This is a genomic window from Comamonas sp. 14P8.1.4, from assembly GCF_057799285.1.
In genome coordinates this window covers 21,083-39,121 of the sequence record NZ_JBYOKN010000007.1, presented here as the reverse complement: position 1 = coordinate 39,121, position 18,039 = coordinate 21,083, and the positions used below count along the sequence as shown (strand labels likewise).

The following is an 18,039-nucleotide window of genomic DNA, read 5'->3' as shown; positions in this document are numbered from 1 at the left end:
AGCCGCAGCTGCCCTTGGAGGAATGGTTCACCCGTTGTGATCAGTGCTTTTGCACCTTGGGCTGCCAGCCCTTGGAGGCCATGGGCCAGAACAGGCCGATGACTGCACCCAGAACACCCATGGCTGCCACATAGTGGGCAGGCGCCATGATGTCCACCTGCTGCCACATGGACACGACCATGGGGGTCAGGCCACCAAACACCGCGTAGGCCATGTTGTAGGCAAAGGACAGACCGGTAAAGCGCACCGCCACAGGGAAGGCACGCACACCCACCACAGGCAACAGCGAAATGGAGCCCACAAAGAAGCCCACCAGCGCGTAGCGCAGCACCAGGGTCGATTCACCGGGGAGGCCCAGGTAGAAGATATAGGCCGATACGGTCATACCGCCCCAACCCAGGAACATCGTCCACTTGGTGCCAATCTTGTCGCTCAACCAGCCCCAGAACACGCAACCAATGGTCAGCGTGACGGTAGCCACCGCGTTGGCCGTCATGGCATCGGCGGGCGCGATCTTGAACGCTTTTTGCAGGTAGGCGGGCGCCATCAGCACCACCACCACAACCGCAGTGGAAAGCACCCAGGTCATCAAAGCCACCAACCAGCTGGCTTCCTTGTGGTCACGCAAGATGGTCTTGATCGGCAGCTCGGCATCGGCAGCCTTGCGCTTTTGCATGTCTTGGAACAGCGGGGTTTCTTGCAAGAAACGGCGCAGATACACCGACACCAGGCCAAACACGCCACCCAAAATGAACGGCAGACGCCAAGCCCAGTCGTGGATTTCTTCCGCGCTGTAAGTGCTGTTGAGCCACACGGCAAAGATGGAGCCCAGGAAAATACCGCCGGTGATACCGGAGGTCAGCGTACCAATGGCCAAGCCGTAGTTCTTGGCAGGCGAGTGCTCGGCCACGAACACCCAGGCACCGGGCATTTCACCGCCAATGGCAGCGCCTTGCAGCACACGCATCAGCAGCAGCAACAGGGGGGCGGCCAGACCAATGGTCTCGTAGGTGGGCAGCAGGCCAATCACCAGCGTAGGCACGGCCATCAGGAAGATGGACAGCGTGAACATCTTCTTGCGGCCAATCTTGTCGCCGTAGTGGGCGATGATGATGCCGCCCAGCGGACGTGCCAGATAACCCGCCGCAAAAATGCCCAGCGTTTGCAGCTGGCGCATCCAGTCCGGCATCGAGGCTGGGAAGAACAGCGCGCCAATCACGTTGGCAAAGAAAACGAAAACGACGAAGTCGTAGAACTCCAGCGTGCCGCCCAAAGCGGACAGGCTCAAAGTCTTGTAGTCATCCCGGTTCAAGGGACGATGGTGTGCGCCGCCCGCCACTTGGTGGGCTTGCGCATTGGGATGCTTACTCATTGGGTTGTCTTTCCAGGTACAAAAGGTCAGACAGCGCGAGAGCCGCGGCAACGGATAGATGCTTCAAGGCAAGACTGGACTGTTCTTGGGGACTTCACGGTGATGAAGCCCCGCATTTCTCGCCCCAGCGGGTGTGCCGGGGAAAGAGCGAACTCAGTGTGGCGCAGTCGAATCGACATTCTAGGGTTTGCACTAATCCCCCATTGGTGAATCATCGTGAACTGCGATGTGGTTTCGCAAAATAGATGCATCCCATCTCCGCACGCGATGGCATGCACCAAAAATGCCCAGGCATGGCCACGCACCTGCCGCGGCAGCGCATTTGCGCGTACGCTCTGGGCCATTCTTTGCCCTCTTCGATTGCTGTTTGTATGAAGCGTTACTGGCTTTTGTTTTCCCAGGCGGTCACCGTACTGCTGGCGGCTTATTTCATTGTGGCCACGTTGCAGCCCAGCTGGCTCAAGCGTGGCGCCACCTACAGCCGCGCCGGTATTTCCCTGCTGGAAGCCCCTTCCGAACCACGCACCGAATTGGCCGCAGGCAGCCTGGCAGGCGCCGCACAGAAAGCCATGCCTGCGGTGGTCAGCATCAACACCAGCACACAAGTGCGCAACCCACGCGCCAACGACCCCTGGTTCCAGTTCTTCTTTGGCGACCAGCTCGGCACCCAGCAGCAAGCCGGTCTGGGCAGCGGCGTGATCGTCAGCCCCGACGGCTACATCCTGACCAACAACCACGTGGTGGAAGGCGCTGACCAGATTGAGGTGACGCTGGCCGACAGCCGCGTGGCCGTGGCGCGCGTCATTGGCACCGACCCGGAAACCGATCTGGCCGTGCTCAAGATCGAGCTGGACAAGCTGCCCGTCATCGTGCTGGGCAACTCCGACCATGCCCTGGTGGGCGACACCGTGCTGGCCATTGGCAACCCCTTTGGCGTGGGCCAGACCGTCACCAGCGGCATCGTCAGCGCGTTGGGCCGCAGCGAGCTGGGTATCAACACCTTTGAGAACTTCATCCAGACCGACGCAGCCATCAACCCCGGCAACTCCGGCGGCGCACTGATCGATGTGGACGGCAATCTGCTGGGCATCAACACCGCCATCTACTCGCGCTCCGGCGGTAGCATGGGCATTGGCTTTGCCATTCCGGTGTCGACCGCCAAGATCGTCATGGACGGTCTGGTCAAGGACGGCAAGGTCACCCGGGGCTGGATCGGCGTGGAGCCCAACGAGCTGTCGCCCGAGCTGGCGGAAACCTTTGCCGTCAAGGCCAGCCAGGGCGTCATCATCACTGGCGTGCTGCAAGCTGGCCCCGCGGCCAAGGCCGGCATGCTGCCCGGTGACGTGATCGTACAGGTGGACGAGCATGCCGTGCGCAACGTGGCCGAGATGATGACCGCCGTTGCCGCACTGCCCCCCGGCACCAGCGCACCGTTCACCATCCAGCGCGGTGCCGACAGCCTGACGCTGGACATCACCCCCTCCCCACGCCCTTCTCCACAGCGTGTGCGCCAGCGACGCTAATTAAAAACAAGAGCGGCTAGCGCTTATTGCAACTGTGATTCAGCCATAAAACATGCTGAACCCCAGGAAATACCAGCGCTAGCCGCTCTTTTTTAAGCATTGCACAGTAGCCAAGCAACGAATCAAGCCGAGTCGCTTCGCCGCCCTGCCCAGACATCAAGCCCAACACCCCATAAAAAATCCCGCTGACCGTTACCAGTCAGCGGGATTTTTTGTTCTAACGCCAAATGCCTTATGGCTCTGGCTTTCAGGCTTGTTCAGACTCCTCGTCGGCACCTTCAGGCTTCTTGGACACCTTGGCAAACCAGCCGGCACCCAAAATACCCACCTCGTACAGCACACACATGGGAATGGCCAGCGCCAGCTGCGAGATCACATCGGGCGGCGTGACCACGGCGGCCACCACAAAAGCCAGCACCACGAAATAGCCGCGGAAGCTCTTGAGCTTGGCCACATCCACAATGCCAAAGCGCACCAGCAGCATCACCACAATCGGCACCTGGAATGCCAGACCGAACGCCAGATACAGCGAGAGGATGGCTTCGACGTACGAGGCAATATCAGGCGTGGCCGCCACGCTTTCCGGCGTGAAGCCCTGAATGAAGCCAAACATCTTGTCCAGCACGAAGAACTGCACAAAGGCAATACCCACGTAGGCCAAAAAGCTGCCGAAAATAATCAGCGGCAGGGCAAACTTCTTCTCGTGCACGTACAGGCCTGGGGCCACAAACGCCCACAGCTGGTACATGATCCACGGCAGCACCGCCAGGATGGCCACCATCATCAGCACCTTCAGCGGCACAAAAAACGGCGAGAACACGCCCACCGCAATCAGCTTGGCATCAGGCGGCATGTGCGCCTTGATGGGGTGTGCAATAAAGTCAATCAGGCCATTGGGGCCTGGCCACATCGCCAGCACAGCCACCGCCACAGCAATGCCGTAAATGCAATACAGCAGCCGGTCACGCAGCTCCATCAGGTGCTGCACAAAAGGCTGCTCAGAGCCGGCCAACTCGTCGTTTTGGGTGGATTTGTCGGACATGGTCGAAAAAAGAACCGGGCCTTGCGGCCCTGCGTATCAAGAGAAAAACACCTGCACAGCACTTGTCGGCAAGACGCTGCGCATACGGTGCAACAGCCCCGCGCTCAGCGCTTGGGGCGGAACCGTGCCACGCGCGCCGCACCCGATTGCACATGCGTGCGCACACCAGCGCGCGCTTTGTACCAACGAGGCACCGTTCCGCGCTTGAGGCGGAAGTTCTTGCCCGGGTTTTTATACGCCGGGGTGATTGTGCTGCTGCCAACGCGGTTGTAGTCGCTGACACCGCCGCTGTCGTAGTCGGAGTCGAAATCGGTGACTTCGCGCCAGTCTTTTTCGAAGTCGCTGGAGGCGGTCTGCACCGACTGCTCGACATCGCGCGCAGCGGTTTCCACCGACTCCTTCATCTTCTTGAGCTCATCGAGCTCCATGGAGCGGTTGACCTCGGCTTTGACATCGGACACATAGCGCTGCGCCTTGCCAATCAGCGTACCCACGGTACGCGCCACACGCGGCAGCTTTTCGGGGCCGATGACCACCAGGGCCACGGCACCGATGAGCGCCAACTTGGAGATACCGATGTCAATCATGCCAACGCCCCTTGCAGGTGCTTGCTGCCATGTTCAGCCATCAGCTCTTTTGCTTGGCGTCGACGTCAATCGTGGTGGTGTCGGCCTTGGATTGGTCGGCAACGGCAGCCTTCTCGGCCGCGGTGTCACCTGCAGTGCCATCCTTCATGCCATCTTTGAAGCCCTTGACGGCTCCACCCAGATCGCCGCCCAGGTTCTTGAGCTTTTTGGTGCCGAACACCAAAACCACGATCAGCAGCACGATCAACCAATGCCAAACAGAAAACGATCCCATGAGATTTCTCCTAACGAATACCAGCCATTTTAGACGTGACACCACAACATAGCGCCCGAGATGGCCTTATGCATCGGTGGCCGACCCGCAGTGTCAGCAAACTGTTAACCGTGCTTCCAGGGGCGTGGGCCGCCCAGCACATGCACATGCAGGTGGTGGACTTCCTGCCCACCCTCTGCCCCCGTGTTCACCACCATGCGAAAACCACCTTCGGGGTAAGGATTGCAGCCCTGCTCCAAAGCCAGCTTGGGTGCCAGCGCCATGATTTTCCCCAGCAATGCTTCGTGCTCCGGCCCCACCTGGGCCATGGAAGCGATGTGCTGCTTGGGCACGATCAGAAAGTGCACAGGGGCTGCCGGGTGAATGTCATGGAAGGCGAACAGCGCATCGTCTTCATAGACCTTGCGGCTGGGGATCTGGCCTGCAGTGATCTTGCAAAAAAGGCAGTGGGGGTCGTGCGCTGTAGGTGCGTGGTCGGTCATCAAAAAACTCAATCTAAATTTGTTGGCTGGTGTGCAAGCAGCGGCACGCTGTCATCAGGCATTGTCCACAATCTGCAAGGTCTCACGCACGCCCACATCCAGGCGGTGATCATGCACCCATTGCAGGCCTTGCTTGCGTCCCAGCTCAAACAATCGCAGCAAAAAAGCCATATCCACACGGGATTTGCTGGCCGCGCCAAAACGGCTGAGTGCCGCGCCGCCATCAATGCGGTGCATCAGCACGTGCTTGTACTTGCCAGCATCGAGGCGGCCTTCGGCCAGCAGGCGGCGCACGAAGTCAATCGCCCGCAACTCACTGAGCAGCCCCGCGTTGAACATGATCTCGTTCGTGCGGTCCATGATGTCGCTGGCGGTATCGGGCAGCTCTTCGTGCGCAATCGGGTTGATCTGCACCAGCAGCATGTCGCGGCAGTCGGTGCGGTAGATCAGCGGGTACAGCGCAGGGTTGCCGGAAAAACCGCCGTCCCAGTACCGCTCGCCCTCAATCTCCACGGCCTTGTACAGCTGCGGCAGGCAGGCGGAAGCCATCACCGCATCGGTGCTCAGCCGGGTGTCACTGAAGATTTCGCCCTTGCCGGTGCGCACATTGGTGGCACAGACAAACAACTTGGGCATGCCTGCCAGCGGCCAGGCGGCGTGCAACATCTCAAAGTCAACCACGCGCTCCAGCAGCTTGCGCAGGGGGTTGATGTCCAGCGGATTGGTCTGGTAGGGCGAGAGAAACTGGCTCATCATGCCCATGAGCGGGTTGCTGGCCACGGGCACGCCGAGCGTGAAGACGCCCATGGCACCCACGCCCTCCCAGAGTTTGCGCAGGGCAGCGCGCGCCAGTAGGCAGCCTTGGGCATGCCGTGCGGCGCTGTCGTCCGGGTGGTCCAGCGCGGCAGCGGCAAAGCCCTGGGCGACGGCCACCGCGTTCATGGCTCCGGCGCTGGTGCCGCTGATGCCGGGAAAGGTAAAGCCGCCGTCTTCAAGCAAGGCGTCCAAAACGCCCCATGTGAAAGCCCCATGTGAGCCTCCGCCTTGAAGTGCCAGATTCAGGCATTGGGGAGGCGACGCAGGGGGCTGGCTCATAGGCAGGCTTTCAAGGCTCGATCAGAGCGGGAGAGGGGCTTGCTTGTTCATCGCCACCATGCCGCTCACGATGCGATAGAGGAACCAGATGGAGATCACGCACCACGCGATCCAACCCGGCAGAAAGAGCAGCAGCCACAGGGGCGCCGTCACCACATACAAGATACCGGCCCAGATCACGCTGCGCAGGCGCCAGGAGAAATGCGATTCGTGCCAGGTACCCTTGGCGTCCGAGCGTTTGACCAGGTCAATGATCAAGGCCACCACCAGCACCAGCACGCTGACTTGCGCGCCCGGGATCACGGCCGTCACGGCCACGATCAAATGCAAGAAGTAGCTGATCCAGCCCCAGGCCTTGAGGCCATCGAGCGTGGCCTTGTCGACCGCGCGCACGTCCACAATGTCGTCGTTCACTCCGGTTTTCCTTCCTGCGCAGCCCGTTCCTTGGCCTTGCGCAAAGCTTTTTCTTCCAGACCACTGGTGCCTTCACGGCGTTCCAGCTCGGCCACCACGTCAGCGGGGGTCAGCCCATAGTGCGACAGCGCGATCATGGAATGGAACCACAAATCCGCAACTTCATAAAGGATTTTCCCTTTGTCGGCGCCGGCATCCACATCCTTGGCGGCCATCACCACCTCGGTGGCTTCCTCGCCGATTTTTTTCAGGAATGCATCTGGGCCCTTGTGCAGCAAGCGCGCCACATAGCTTTTTTCGGGGTCGCCGCCGTTGATAGTCTTGCGGCTTTCGATGACAGCGGCAAGACGGGCCAGTGCGCCTTCCACCGAGGCAGAGTTGTATTCAGACATGGTGTTTTATTTATAAATGGAAGCAGGATCTTTCAAGACCGGGTCAATGGCCACCCATTGCCCATCCTTGAGAACGCTGTAGAAACAAGAGTGGCGGCCGGTATGGCAGGCAATGCCGGGTACGTGCCCCTCTTGGGTGATTTTCAGCAGGATGACGTCGTTGTCGCAGTCAATGCGCATCTCGTGCACGATCTGCACATGGCCGGATTCTTCGCCCTTGGCCCACAGCTTGTTGCGTGAGCGGCTGAAGTACACCGCACGGCCCAGCTCTGCGGTTTGCGCCAAGGCTTCGCGATTCATCCACGCAAACATCACCACGTCGCCCGAGCTTTGTTCCTGCGCAATCACGGGCACCAGGCCCTGCGCATCCCATTTGACTTGATCCAACCAGCTCATAGGCATCCTGCTTTTTTGTGTAGCTGCCAGCGCAGGCTGAAAGCCAATTTCACTTACAAATCAATCAGAAAGCCGCCTGGAGCCTGCGCAAGCCGCTCTCAAAATTTTTACAGCCGCACCGGAATGCCACGCTCGCGCATGCGCTGCTTGGCTTGCTGCACCGTGTATTCACCGTAGTGGAAGATGCTGGCCGCCAGCACCGCATCGGCACCGCCTTGCTGCACACCGTCAGCCAGGTGGTCCAGATTGCCAACACCGCCCGAGGCGATGACGGGCACGCTGACCGCATCACTGACCGCACGCGTGAGCGCCAAATCAAAGCCGCTCTTGGTGCCATCCTTGTCCATGCTGGTGAGCAAAATCTCGCCCGCACCGCGCTGCGCCATTTCTTCGGCCCAGCGAATCACATCCAGCCCCACATTTTTGCGCCCGCCGTGGCTGTACACATCCCAGCCGGGGCCCATGGGTGTGCCGCCAGGGCCGATGCGCTGCTCATCCTCGGGCGTGCGGCGCTTGGCATCAATGGCCACGACGATGCACTGCGCGCCGTATTTGTCGCTGCAGGCATTGATGGTGGCCGGGTTGGCAATGGCGGCCGAGTTGAAGCTGGTCTTGTCGGCACCCGCATTGAGCAGGCGGCGCACATCTTCCACCGCACGCACACCGCCGCCCACGGTCAGGGGAATGAACACCTGCGAGGCTACGGCCTCAATGATGGGCAAGATCAAATCGCGGCCATCGCTGGTGGCGGTGATGTCCAGGAACGTCAGCTCGTCCGCCCCCTGCGCGTTGTAGCGCGCAGCGATCTCGACCGGGTCGCCCGCATCCCGCAGTTCCAGAAAATTAACGCCTTTGACCACGCGGCCCCCGGTGACGTCCAGGCAAGGAATGATGCGTTTGGCAAGCATGAAAAGACTTTTTCTATCGGTTGAACATCACGGCAAGGGCAGCAGGTTACGCCACCACCTGCAAAGTTTGGGCGGCCTGCCAATGCTGGCCAGGGCGCAGCGCAATCGGTTGGTTGATGGCCGCCGCTTCCACGCACAGCATGCGCATCCAGTCGGCGCCCTGCATATCGGTCAAAGTGGCACACAAGACGGGGCCGGGGTTCCAGACCACGGTCTCGGGCCAGGCGGCGTCTTGGCTGATGCGCAAGGTGCCCGCGGCATCACGCAGCTCCAGGGGCTGGGCCGCGCGGGCGAACACCCGGTCAACCTCTTCACCCAGCGCCACGGCACCGTTTTGAATGGTGGGTGCAAAGTTCTTTGCAGCGTCCCAGCATGCCGCGCCATCCAGGCCATGCAAAGCGGCCATGTCCGCGCCCTGCACTGCCAGATAGGTGTGCAGCGCGCCGGTAAATGCCAACGTGCTGGTGCCCGTATTGGTGGCAGACAGGGTGATCTGCACAGCATCTGGCGACAGGGCCACGGCCAGCTCGGTGCGCAGGGCATGCGCAAAATCGGCGTGCAGCGGAGCTGCGGCATCCCACAGCCAGCGTGCGGTGATGGCATCGCCCTGCACCTGGGCGCCGCTGTACTGCCAGGTGGTGCGCCGCGCCAAGCCATGCTTGGGCAGCGGCCCACGCTGGTTGAACTGCGGAAAGCACACCGGCACACCGCCGCGGATGGCGGCAGAGCCATCCAGCACAGCGCGTTCAGAGACAAACAAGCGCTCGTGCCCGCGCACTGTCCACGACAGCAGTTGGGCACCGAAATCTGACACCCGCACGCTGTCCCCGTTCGGCAGGGTGATCAGCGTGCAAGCAAGGCCGCGCCAGGTCACTCGCGCGGCGGTGGGCGCGGTCATGCGGCGTCTTCTTCGTCGCCCGACAGCTTGTCTGCCAGTTTCTGGCCTTCGGCAAAGTCCAGATCACCGGTGTAGATGGCTCTGCCGCAGATCACGCCTTCGACGCCTTCGTCCTGCACGGCACACAGCTGCTCAATATCTTTGATGCTGGCCAGGCCGCCCGAGGCGATGATGGGAATGCGCACCGATTGCGCCAGTTTCACCGTCGCGTCGATGTTGATGCCCGACAGCATGCCGTCACGGCCAATGTCGGTGTAAATGATGGAGTCCACGCCCCAGTCTTCAAAGCGCTTGGCGGTCGAGATGACATCCTGGCCCGTCAGCTTGCTCCAGCCGTCCACGGCCACCTTGCCGTCCTTGGCATCCAGGCCCACGATGATGTGGCCCGCAAAGGCGCTGCATGCGTCTTGCAGGAAGCCGGGGTTCTTCACCGCGGCGGTGCCGATGATGATGTATTCCATGCCCGCGTCGATGTAGCGCTCAATGGTGTCCAGATCGCGGATACCGCCGCCCAGCTGCACGGGAATCTGACCGTCCACTTCCTTGAGAATGGCCTTGATGACCGCCAGATTCTTGGGCTGGCCCGCAAACGCGCCATTCAGATCCACCAGGTGCAGACGGCGGGCGCCGGCATCAAGCCAGCGGCGCGCCATTTCGGCAGGATCACCAAATGTGGTGGATTGATCCATGTCACCTTGTTTGAGTCGGACGCATTGGCCGTCTTTGAGGTCGATGGCGGGAATCAGCAGCATGATGTGCGAGAGGCTTTGCCTAAGAGTTGGCCGAACGTGGTGGCCAGGGTTGAAGAAAAAGGGGTTTACGGATTCCAGTGGAGGAAGTTGCGGTACAGCGCCAGGCCGTGGTCTGCACTTTTCTCAGGGTGGAATTGCGTAGCAAAAATCTTATCGCGAGCCAGCGCAGATGCAAACTGCCCGCCGTAATCTGTCTCAGCCGCGCAATGCGCCGCGTCAGCCGGGGCCGCATAAAAACTGTGCACAAAGTAGAAATACGCCCCGTCGGGAATCCCTTCCCACATGGGGTGGCGCACGCCACTGGGGGCGGTGGGGAACACCTGGTTCCAGCCCATTTGCGGCACTTTGTAGCGACTGCCGTCCGGCTGGGTGCGGCCGGCCAGCGCAAAGCGTTTGACGCTACCGGGGATCAGGCCCAGCGAGGGCGTATCGCCCTCTTCGCTGTGGTCCAGCAGCATCTGCATGCCCACACACACGCCAAACAGCGGCTTGGTGGCGGCGGCTTCCAGCACGGCTTCTTGCAGGCCCGAGGCTTTGAGCGCGGCCATGCAATCGCGCATGGCGCCCTGGCCGGGCAGCACGATGCGGCTGGCGGCGCGCACTTCGGCCGGATCTTGTGTGACGATGACGCGCACATCCGTGCCCAGGGCAGCGGTTTTTACCGCCTGCGAGACAGAGCGCAGATTGCCCATCTCGTAATCGACCACAGCCACGGTGTTGTTCATAGAACTCATAGCAACTAGCGCTGGTTATTGCTGGTTTTCAATGCTCTGGCACATGCAAATCAATTAATTGCAAGCGCTAGATGCTCACTTTTTACAGGCTACCCTTGGTGGAAGGGATCACTCCGACCATGCGCTCATCGCGCTCCAACGCAAAGCGCAGGGCACGGGCGAAGGCCTTGAAAATGGTTTCGCACTGGTGGTGGGCGTTGAAGCCCTTCAGGTTGTCGATGTGCAGGGTGACGCCGGCGTGGTTCACAAAGCCCTGGAAGAACTCGAACACCAGCTGGGTATCCAGCTCGCCGATGCGGCCAGCGGTGAACTTGCAGTCCATGTGCAAACCGGGGCGGCCCGAGAAATCGATCACCACGCGGCTCAGTGCTTCATCGAGCGGAACATAGGCGTGGCCGTAGCGGCGGATGCCTTTTTTGTCACCCACGGCCTTGGCAAAGGCCTGGCCCAGGGTGATGCCGATGTCTTCCACCGTGTGGTGGCCATCGATGTGCAGATCGCCTTCGCAGTCGATGTGCAGGTCCACCAGTCCGTGGCGGGCGATCTGGTCGAGCATGTGATCCAGAAAACCAATGCCCGAAGCCAGGCGCGCCTTGCCCGTGCCGTCCAGGTCTACACGCACGAAAACCTTGGTTTCAGCCGTGTTGCGCTGCACTTCGGCCACACGGGCGGTGCATTCAGCGGCGGTAGCGGTGGAGGGGACGAGTGCGTTGCTCATAACGATTCCTTCAGGGCTGCCAGCATTTGGGCATTTTCTTCACGGGTGCCGACGGTCAAACGCAGGCAATTGGCCAGCAAGGGGTGCATGGCCGAGACATTTTTCACCAAAACACCGCGCTGCTTCATCGCCGCTTGGGCAGCACCGGCATCGCGCACACGCAGCAGCACCATATTGGCTTCGGAGGGCCAGACCTTCTCAACGCCGCTCAATGCGGTCAGCGCATCGATCAGCGGCTGGCGCTCTGCACGGATGGCCTTGGCCTGCTCGGCATACAGCGCCGCGTGTTCCAGCGCGAAGATGGCGGTTTCGCAGTTCAGCACGCTGATGTTGTAGGGGGGGCGCACCTTGTCCAGCTCGTTGACGATGGCTTCGGGGCCAATCAGGTAGCCCAGGCGCGCACCAGCCAAGCCGAACTTGCTCAAGGTGCGCATCAGCAGCACGTGGGCGTTGCGCTCGGGGTGCGCTTGCATCTGGGTGATCCAGCTGCGGCTTGCGAACGGCTGGTAGGCCTCATCCATCACCACCAGACCGCCAATCTGCGCCACGGCATCGATCACCGCCTGCACCTTGTCTTCGGCCCACAGCGTGGCTGTCGGGTTGTTGGGGTAGGCGATATAGGTGATGGCAGGCTTTTGCGCAGCGATGGCGGCCAGCATGGCGGGCACATCCAGGTCAAAGTCTGCGGTCAGCTGCACCGACACAAAATCCAACCCCTGCAGCTGTGCCGACAGCGGGTACATCACAAAGCCGGGCATGGGCGCGAGCATCTTGGCGCGGCCTTCGGCGCTGGGTTGGGCGGTGGCCAGAGCCAACATGGAGATCACTTCGTCCGAGCCATTGCCCAACAGCACGGCACTGCCTTCAGGCGCACCCGCGTAGTCCTTGAGCATTTGCTTGAGCACTTCCAGGCGCGCGCCGGGGTAGCGATTGATTTCCAGCGCGCCCAAGCGCTCGCCCAAGGCTTTTTGCAAGTCCAGCGGCAGGCGGAAGGGGTTCTCCATGGTGTCCATCTTCAGCAGGCCCACCGAAGGCTGCACGGGATAGGCATGCATGGCGCGCACATCGGCACGGATGCGTTGCAAGGCTGGGGTCGAAGCTGCTGACATGGGATTCACACTTTCCAATTTCTTCACACAATCCGGTGCGGGCCGCGTGGTGGGCTCAGGCACCTTCCAATTCGGTTTGCGGTGCTTGCTGCAGCGGGTGCACCATGGTGACGCCGCCATACTGCGCGCCGTGCGGCAGATGCAGTGTCAGCATCTGCGCACAACCGCTGTGCTGGGCACAGGCCACAGCCAGGCAGTCGGCAAACGGCAATTCGTGGCGCGCCTGCACGGCCCATGCGGTCTCCAGCGTGGCGGCATCGGTTTTCCACGGTGTCCAAGTCTGGTAGCGGCGAATGGCAGCGCGTGCATCGCCCTGCGGCAAGGGTGTGGCTGCGGTGGTGACCTGTTCGTAAAACTCCACCAACGCCTGGTTGCCGGTGCGGCCTGTGCGGCGGTGCCACAGCAAATCCAGCCAGTCCAGCACCGCGCGATGCAAGCTGGCCTGGCCAATGTCTTCCGCCGCGATCAGCACCGAGGTATCAACAAAGACGGGGCTCATGCCGCACCGCCTTCTTGGGTATCTTTTTGGCCTACAGCCCTTGCACCGCCTGCGCTGCGCGCTGCGGTTTTTAAGTCAGCCTCTTGGGCTGCCCAGGTGCGCTCATCGGTGCGCCAGGCGAGGTAAGCGCGCTCATAGGCGTCCTCGCGCTGCATCATTTCAGCCATGAAGTCACCCACCATGCGCGAGACACTGGAGCCACGGCGCGCAGCCTCCACCCGCGCCCATTCGAGCACGCTGTCTTCGACGGTGATGGTCACATTCTTCATGCCGCCATCGTACACGAAATTCGTGCTGCACGAAATTCGTGCAGATACTCAAGGCGTATCTGCAGTGCACAGCACCTACTGCTTCGGAGCACTTAATTAATCAAAAAATGAAATCACTTGATAAAAAATAATTGTTTGTTGAGATTAATCAAGCATGCTGCAATCGGCGCTCTCTGGAACAGGAATACCGAATGAACGCCAAGCCCAACCCGAACTACCTGCGCATTGCCACCGAGGAGGCATTTGCACCACCGGCCATGATCGACATCTACCAGCACATCCTCTCCAAAGCGGACGCAGATGAAGGTTTTCGCGGACTGATGGGCTTTTACATGAGCAGCAAGAGCGAGCGCGCCCAACACATCATGCGCTCGCTGACCGATATGGATGCCCTGCGCTTGCAACACATGGACGAGGCAGGTGTGGACCTGCAAGTGCTGGCACTGACCTCGCCCGGCGTACAGGTCATGGACGGCGCTGTGGCCGTTGAATTTGCACGCCAGTCCAATGACTTCCTGGCCAGCGCCATTCAGCGCCACCCCACCCGCCTGGCCGGCATGCTGGCCGTAGCCCCGCAAAACCCTGCAGAAGCCGCCAAGGAAATCCAGCGCGGGGTGACGACCCTGGGCATCAACGCCGTGGTGATCAACTCGCACACCAAGGGCGAATATCTGTCGGACACCAAGTTCTGGGACATTTTTGAAGCCGCCGAAGCCCACGGTGCCCCGGTCTACCTGCACCCCAACGCCCTGCCCCAGCAGATGTACCCGCTGTTCAAGGAGTGCGGCCTGGACGGTGCCATCTACGGTTTTGGCGTAGAAACAGGTTTTCACGCGCTGCGCCTGATCACCTCGGGCGTTTTCGATCGTTTCCCCAAGCTGCAGATCATCCTCGGCCACATGGGCGAAGCGCTGCCTTTCTGGGCCTATCGCCTCGACTACATGCATGCAGCCACCGTGCGCTCGCAGCGCTACGACAGCGTTAAACCGTTGAAGAAAAAACCCAGCGACTACCTGAAAGAAAACTTTCACATCACCAACAGCGGTGTGGCGTGGGAGCAGGCCATCAAGTTCACGCAGGAGTTCATGGGCGCAGACCGTGTGCTGTACGCCATGGACTACCCCTACCAGTACGCACCAGGTGAAGTCGATGCGCTGGACAACATGAACATCGCCATGGAAGACAAGAAGAAATTCTTTGAAACCAATGCGAAACAGCTGTTCAAGCTGAAGGTGTAAAGACTGGGGGGCGACGGGGGTCGCCCCATGGTTATCAAGGAGACAAAACAATGCAACGTCGCAACTTCCTCACCACCGCCGTGGCTGCTGCTGCAGCTTCGGCATTTCCGTCTGCTAGCTGGGCGCAGGCCAACACCGTCAAGATTGTCATCCCCTTCACGCCGGGCACCACACCGGACCTGATGGCCCGGGTGATGAGCCCAGTGCTGCAAGAGAAGCTGAAAAAAAACGTCATCGTAGAAAACAAGCCCGGAGCCTCCGGGATGATCGGCATCCGTCAGGTGTTCAACGCACCCGACGCACTGACCCTGCAGATCATCTCCTCAACCGCGCTGGCCATTCCGCTGTTCTACAAGAGCGCAGGCTTTGACGTGATCAATGACTTTGCGCCTATTACCCACCTGGCATCCAGTTCATTCGTGCTGGCGGTCAGCAACTCAGTCCCGGCCAACAACCTGCGTGAATTTGTAGCCTGGGCCAAAAGTGCGCTGGGTGCCTACTACGCATCGCCCGGCATTGGCACGCACCACCACCTCTTTATGGCCATGCTGCTGCAGCAACTGGGCCTGAAAATGGAACATGCCCCCTACAAGGGCTTTGCGCCGGCCCTGAACGACCTGATGGGCGATCAGGTCAGTGCCATGTTCATCCCCATCCAAGTGGCTGCAGCTCAGAAGGCCAAGGGACGAATCAAGATCATTGGTGGGTCACTGCGTGAGCGCCACCCGAACTTCCCAGATATCCCCAGCCTGCACGAGCAAGGTGCCACAGGCTTCCACGCAGACCCGTGGTATGCCATCTGGGGCTCCCCCAAGGTATCTAGCAAAGAGGCCGATGAATACCGGGAAGCCTGTCTGGCCGCCTTCGCCACCCCTAGCGTGATGCAAACGTTCAAGGAGCAAGGCCTGATCATCAAGCCCAGCACCCCCGCAGAGCTGCGTCAGCTGGCGCAACGCGAATACCAGATGTGGGGCGAAGTCATCAAAAAGGGCAATATCCGTCTGGATTGAGCCCGAGCGCAACACGCTGCTGCCTCAGCGAGTGGGAGCTTGCAGGTAGCTGCGGAAAAACTGCAAAAACTCGGTCGCAGCCAGCGCCAGGGTACGCCCTTTGCGCTGGTAGGCACACAGATAGCGGGTGACTACCGGCGCATCCAGCTGCACCCCTTGCAAACCAAATGACTCTGCCAGCGGCCGCACATATTCCGCAGCAAATGTCACCCCCAAACCGGCCTGGGCCATGCTCAGCGCCGCCATGATGCCGCCTACCGACTTGTGCTGCGCCAGATTCAGCGCAGCAATGTCCACTCCCTGCTGGCGCAAATGCTCCAGCACACCAGGAATGATCCGGGTGTTGAAATCCATGGCGGGCAAGATCAATTCACTGTCAATCACGGCCTGCCACGTGACATGGGCCTGCGCAGCCATTGGGTGGTCCTTGGCACACCACAGCAGCACCGGGCTTTCCAGCACCTGGACTCTATGCATGCTTTCATCCGTAGTGCGGTCTTCGGCAAAGTCCGGCGCCACGAACACATCCACCTCATTGCTGGCCAGCGCTACAGCGATATTCGATGGCATCTGCACCTGCAACCGCACATCAATGTGTGGGTACAGGCTCTTGAACTGCTTGATGGCAGGTACAACCAAAGAGCACGCCGCTGCTTCCGTGGCCCCGACACGCACCACCCCCTGCTTGAGGTTGGCAATGTCTGCAGCATGTAGCAACAAGGCATCAAACTCTTGCAACAGCTGGTGCGAGCGCTCATAAAAATGCACACCTGAATCGGTCAGGTGGACATTGCGTGTGTTGCGGTCAAAGAGCTTGAAGCCGACTTCGGCCTCCAACTCCTTGATCAAGGCGCTAACGGCCGACTGCGTGGTGTGCAGCAACTTGGCTGCCTGGGTGAAATTGGATTCCCGGGCTACCACCACAAAGCATTTGAGCTGCTTGATGGAAACGTTCACCGGGACACCCGCTGCATGATCGCCTGCCGCTTACTTCAAGCGCATCTCTGCAGCACGGGCATGCCCCTGCAGACCTTCGCCATAGGCCAGCTCAGCGGCAATCTTGCCCAGCACTTGGGCGCCCGCTTCGCTGACTTCAATGATGGAGCTGCGCTTTTGGAAGTCATAGACACCCAGTGGCGACGAGAAACGTGCGGTGCCGCTGGTGGGCAGCACGTGGTTGGGGCCTGCGCAGTAATCACCCAAGGATTCGCTGGTGTACGCCCCCAGGAAGATGGCACCGGCGTGCTTCAGGCTCGGCTCCCACTTGTGCGGGTCGTTGCTGGAGACCTCCAAGTGCTCGGGCGCAATGCGGTTGGAAATGGCGCACGCCTCTTCCATGCTCTTGGTCAGAATCAGCGCGCCACGGCCGTTCAGGCTCTTGGCGATGATCTCCTTGCGTGGCATTTCGGGCAGCAGGCGGTCAATCGACGCTTGCACTGCGTCAATGTAGGCCGCATCGGGGCACAGCAAGATGGACTGGGCCAGCTCGTCGTGCTCGGCCTGGCTGAACAGATCCATCGCCACCCAATCGGCAGGCGTGGTGCCGTCAGCCAGCACCAGGATCTCCGAAGGACCAGCGATCATGTCGATACCCACCATGCCAAACACACGCTTTTTGGCGCTGGCCACGTAGGCGTTGCCGGGGCCGGTGATCTTGTCCACCTTGGGCACCGTCGCCGTGCCATAGGCCAAAGCGGCCACCGCCTGCGCACCGCCCACGGTGAAAGCACGGTGCACGCCCGCCACATAGGCCGCAGCCAGCACCAGCGGGTTCTTCTCGCCCTTGGGGGTGGGCACCACCATGATGATCTCGGGCACACCCGCCACATGGGCCGGGATGGCATTCATCAGCACGCTGGACGGGTAAGCCGCCTTGCCACCGGGCACGTAGATGCCCACGCGGTCCAGCGGCGTGACTTTCTGGCCCAGCAAGGTGCCGTCTTCATCGCGGTAGCTCCAGCTTTCGCCGTTGGCCTTCTTTTGCGCTTCGTGGTAGCTGCGAACGCGCTTGGCGGCGGCTTCCAGCGCGTGCTTTTGGGCATCGCCCAGGCTGTCAAAGGCGGCCTTGAGTTCCGCCTGCGTCAGCTCCAACGCCTGCATGCTGTCTGCGCTCAAGCCGTCAAAGCGCGCGGTGTACTCCAGCACGGCAGCATCGCCGCGCTGCTGCACGTCGGCCAGGATGTCGGCCACGCGCTGCTCGATCGCTGCGTCCGTGTCGGCTGACCAATGCAGGCGCTGCGCAAAATCATGCTCGAAATTGGCATCTGCGGTGGACAGGCGTAGGGGTTGTGCTGCGATTTCCATAGTACTGACTGCTTCAACAGGGG

Annotated in this window: 22 protein-coding genes; 3 read left to right on the top strand and 19 right to left on the bottom strand. The window is 60.8% G+C overall.

Annotation, left to right across the window (positions count from 1 at the left end; all coding sequences use genetic code 11):
• Window positions 1-40 precede the first annotated feature (40 nt).
• Window positions 41-1,372 (bottom strand): MFS transporter, encoded by a 1,332-nt coding sequence (locus AC27VO_RS11905; RefSeq protein WP_488666933.1) that lies wholly within the window; start codon window positions 1,370-1,372, stop codon window positions 41-43.
• A 371-nt stretch (window positions 1,373-1,743) separates the two neighbouring features.
• On the opposite strand from AC27VO_RS11905, the gene AC27VO_RS11900 reads away from it, so the two are divergent.
• Window positions 1,744-2,895, top strand: coding sequence for a trypsin-like peptidase domain-containing protein (locus tag AC27VO_RS11900; RefSeq protein ID WP_488666932.1), 1,152 nt, complete (start codon window positions 1,744-1,746; stop codon window positions 2,893-2,895).
• A gap of 247 nt (window positions 2,896-3,142) precedes the next feature.
• On the opposite strand, the gene tatC is transcribed toward AC27VO_RS11900, so the two are convergent.
• From tatC to AC27VO_RS11820, 16 genes are all read right to left on the bottom strand, one after another.
• Window positions 3,143-3,937, bottom strand: a complete 795-nt coding sequence (gene tatC / locus AC27VO_RS11895) for a twin-arginine translocase subunit TatC (protein ID WP_488666931.1) — start codon at window positions 3,935-3,937, stop codon at window positions 3,143-3,145.
• A 104-nt stretch (window positions 3,938-4,041) separates the two neighbouring features.
• On the bottom strand, window positions 4,042-4,524 hold the full coding sequence (gene tatB / locus AC27VO_RS11890; RefSeq protein ID WP_488666930.1) for a Sec-independent protein translocase protein TatB: 483 nt from the start codon (window positions 4,522-4,524) through the stop codon (window positions 4,042-4,044).
• Between the two features lie 40 nt (window positions 4,525-4,564).
• A complete protein-coding gene (tatA, locus tag AC27VO_RS11885; RefSeq protein WP_488666929.1) occupies window positions 4,565-4,798 on the bottom strand; it encodes a Sec-independent protein translocase subunit TatA in 234 nt (77 codons plus the stop codon).
• Window positions 4,799-4,902: 104 nt separating this feature from the next.
• Window positions 4,903-5,280: a histidine triad nucleotide-binding protein gene (locus tag AC27VO_RS11880; protein WP_488666928.1), complete on the bottom strand. Its 378-nt coding sequence runs from the start codon at window positions 5,278-5,280 to the stop codon at window positions 4,903-4,905.
• Between the two features lie 54 nt (window positions 5,281-5,334).
• A complete protein-coding gene (locus AC27VO_RS11875; protein WP_488666927.1) occupies window positions 5,335-6,375 on the bottom strand; it encodes a patatin-like phospholipase family protein in 1,041 nt (346 codons plus the stop codon).
• 21 nt (window positions 6,376-6,396) lie between these two features.
• Window positions 6,397-6,789 (bottom strand): DUF4870 family protein, encoded by a 393-nt coding sequence (locus tag AC27VO_RS11870; protein WP_488666926.1) that lies wholly within the window; start codon window positions 6,787-6,789, stop codon window positions 6,397-6,399.
• Entirely contained in the window at window positions 6,786-7,181 is a 396-nt protein-coding gene (locus AC27VO_RS11865) for a phosphoribosyl-ATP diphosphatase (protein ID WP_488666925.1), read from the bottom strand. Before AC27VO_RS11865 ends, AC27VO_RS11870 begins: the two co-directional genes overlap by 4 nt.
• A gap of 6 nt (window positions 7,182-7,187) precedes the next feature.
• Complete coding sequence (hisI, locus tag AC27VO_RS11860; RefSeq protein ID WP_488666924.1) at window positions 7,188-7,583, bottom strand: phosphoribosyl-AMP cyclohydrolase; 396 nt, start codon at window positions 7,581-7,583, stop codon at window positions 7,188-7,190.
• A gap of 101 nt (window positions 7,584-7,684) precedes the next feature.
• Window positions 7,685-8,485, bottom strand: a complete 801-nt coding sequence (gene hisF, locus AC27VO_RS11855; protein WP_488666923.1) for an imidazole glycerol phosphate synthase subunit HisF — start codon at window positions 8,483-8,485, stop codon at window positions 7,685-7,687.
• Window positions 8,486-8,531: 46 nt separating this feature from the next.
• On the bottom strand, window positions 8,532-9,383 hold the full coding sequence (locus AC27VO_RS11850; RefSeq protein ID WP_488666922.1) for a D-hexose-6-phosphate mutarotase: 852 nt from the start codon (window positions 9,381-9,383) through the stop codon (window positions 8,532-8,534).
• Window positions 9,380-10,135, bottom strand: coding sequence for a 1-(5-phosphoribosyl)-5-[(5-phosphoribosylamino)methylideneamino]imidazole-4-carboxamide isomerase (hisA, locus tag AC27VO_RS11845; RefSeq protein WP_488666921.1), 756 nt, complete (start codon window positions 10,133-10,135; stop codon window positions 9,380-9,382). Before hisA ends, AC27VO_RS11850 begins: the two co-directional genes overlap by 4 nt.
• Window positions 10,136-10,200: 65 nt before the next feature.
• Complete coding sequence (gene hisH, locus AC27VO_RS11840; protein ID WP_488666920.1) at window positions 10,201-10,869, bottom strand: imidazole glycerol phosphate synthase subunit HisH; 669 nt, start codon at window positions 10,867-10,869, stop codon at window positions 10,201-10,203.
• Window positions 10,870-10,951: 82 nt separating this feature from the next.
• Window positions 10,952-11,587: an imidazoleglycerol-phosphate dehydratase HisB gene (gene hisB, locus AC27VO_RS11835; RefSeq protein WP_488666919.1), complete on the bottom strand. Its 636-nt coding sequence runs from the start codon at window positions 11,585-11,587 to the stop codon at window positions 10,952-10,954.
• The gene (hisC, locus tag AC27VO_RS11830) at window positions 11,584-12,696 is read right to left on the bottom strand and encodes a histidinol-phosphate transaminase (RefSeq protein ID WP_488666918.1); all 1,113 of its coding nucleotides are present in this window, start codon (window positions 12,694-12,696) and stop codon (window positions 11,584-11,586) included. Before hisC ends, hisB begins: the two co-directional genes overlap by 4 nt.
• A 55-nt stretch (window positions 12,697-12,751) precedes the next feature.
• Window positions 12,752-13,195 (bottom strand): PIN domain-containing protein, encoded by a 444-nt coding sequence (locus AC27VO_RS11825; protein WP_488666917.1) that lies wholly within the window; start codon window positions 13,193-13,195, stop codon window positions 12,752-12,754.
• On the bottom strand, window positions 13,192-13,464 hold the full coding sequence (locus AC27VO_RS11820; RefSeq protein ID WP_488666916.1) for a hypothetical protein: 273 nt from the start codon (window positions 13,462-13,464) through the stop codon (window positions 13,192-13,194). Before AC27VO_RS11820 ends, AC27VO_RS11825 begins: the two co-directional genes overlap by 4 nt.
• Before the next feature lie 191 nt (window positions 13,465-13,655).
• Here AC27VO_RS11820 and AC27VO_RS11815 point away from each other — a divergent pair, with 191 nt between their 5' ends.
• A complete protein-coding gene (locus AC27VO_RS11815) occupies window positions 13,656-14,702 on the top strand; it encodes an amidohydrolase family protein (RefSeq protein ID WP_488666915.1) in 1,047 nt (348 codons plus the stop codon).
• A 50-nt stretch (window positions 14,703-14,752) separates the two neighbouring features.
• On the top strand, window positions 14,753-15,712 hold the full coding sequence (locus AC27VO_RS11810; RefSeq protein WP_488666914.1) for a Bug family tripartite tricarboxylate transporter substrate binding protein: 960 nt from the start codon (window positions 14,753-14,755) through the stop codon (window positions 15,710-15,712).
• Between the two features lie 24 nt (window positions 15,713-15,736).
• Here AC27VO_RS11810 and AC27VO_RS11805 read toward each other — a convergent pair whose 3' ends face one another.
• Entirely contained in the window at window positions 15,737-16,669 is a 933-nt protein-coding gene (locus AC27VO_RS11805; protein WP_488666913.1) for a LysR family transcriptional regulator, read from the bottom strand.
• A 30-nt stretch (window positions 16,670-16,699) separates the two neighbouring features.
• Window positions 16,700-18,016, bottom strand: coding sequence for a histidinol dehydrogenase (gene hisD / locus AC27VO_RS11800; RefSeq protein ID WP_488666912.1), 1,317 nt, complete (start codon window positions 18,014-18,016; stop codon window positions 16,700-16,702).
• Window positions 18,017-18,039 lie beyond the last annotated feature (23 nt).